The sequence below is a fragment of the Ruegeria sp. AK4 genome (genome assembly GCF_056541025.1).
This window is the reverse complement of the sequence record NZ_JBQFXS010000084.1, coordinates 1-506: the sequence shown is the minus strand read 5'-3', so window position 1 is coordinate 506 and position 506 is coordinate 1. Positions and strand designations below refer to the sequence as shown.

General features: G+C 51.6%; 1 protein-coding gene. It reads left to right on the top strand.

Annotated elements, in window-relative coordinates:
• Window positions 1–506: IS6 family transposase (locus ACR0EZ_RS25990; protein ID WP_480617744.1), on the top strand; the 506-nt coding region annotated here is incomplete at both ends.

The window sequence follows — 506 nt, the reverse complement described above, 5'->3', positions numbered from 1 at the left end:
CGTTCGATACGGCGTTTCCTACCGCGATCTGGAAGAGATCATGGCAGAGCGAGGTGTTTCCGTCGATCACACCACGCTGAACCGCTGGGTGTCACGATACTCTTGCGCAATCGCTGAAATAGCACGCCGCCGCAAAGGCCCATACGACCGCTCCTGGCGAATGGATGAAACGTATATTAAAGTAAAGGGATCATGGGTTTACCTCTACCGAGCGATCGACAAACACGATAAAACTCTCGATTTCATGCTTTCACAACGTCGAAACAAACCGGCCGCGACAAAATTCTTTGCTCGAATGCTGGAGGTCAACGCCCTTCCACGTAAGATCGTCATCGACAAAAGTGGCGCCAACTCAGCTGGTATCAAGGCGATCAACAAAATGCTGAAAGGCTTTGGCTGCCCGATCCCAATTGAGATGGTGAGGCGGAAATACCTGAACAACATCGTGGAACAGGACCATCGTTTCATCAAGAGACGCATCCGGCCAATGCTGGGGTTCAAGGCGT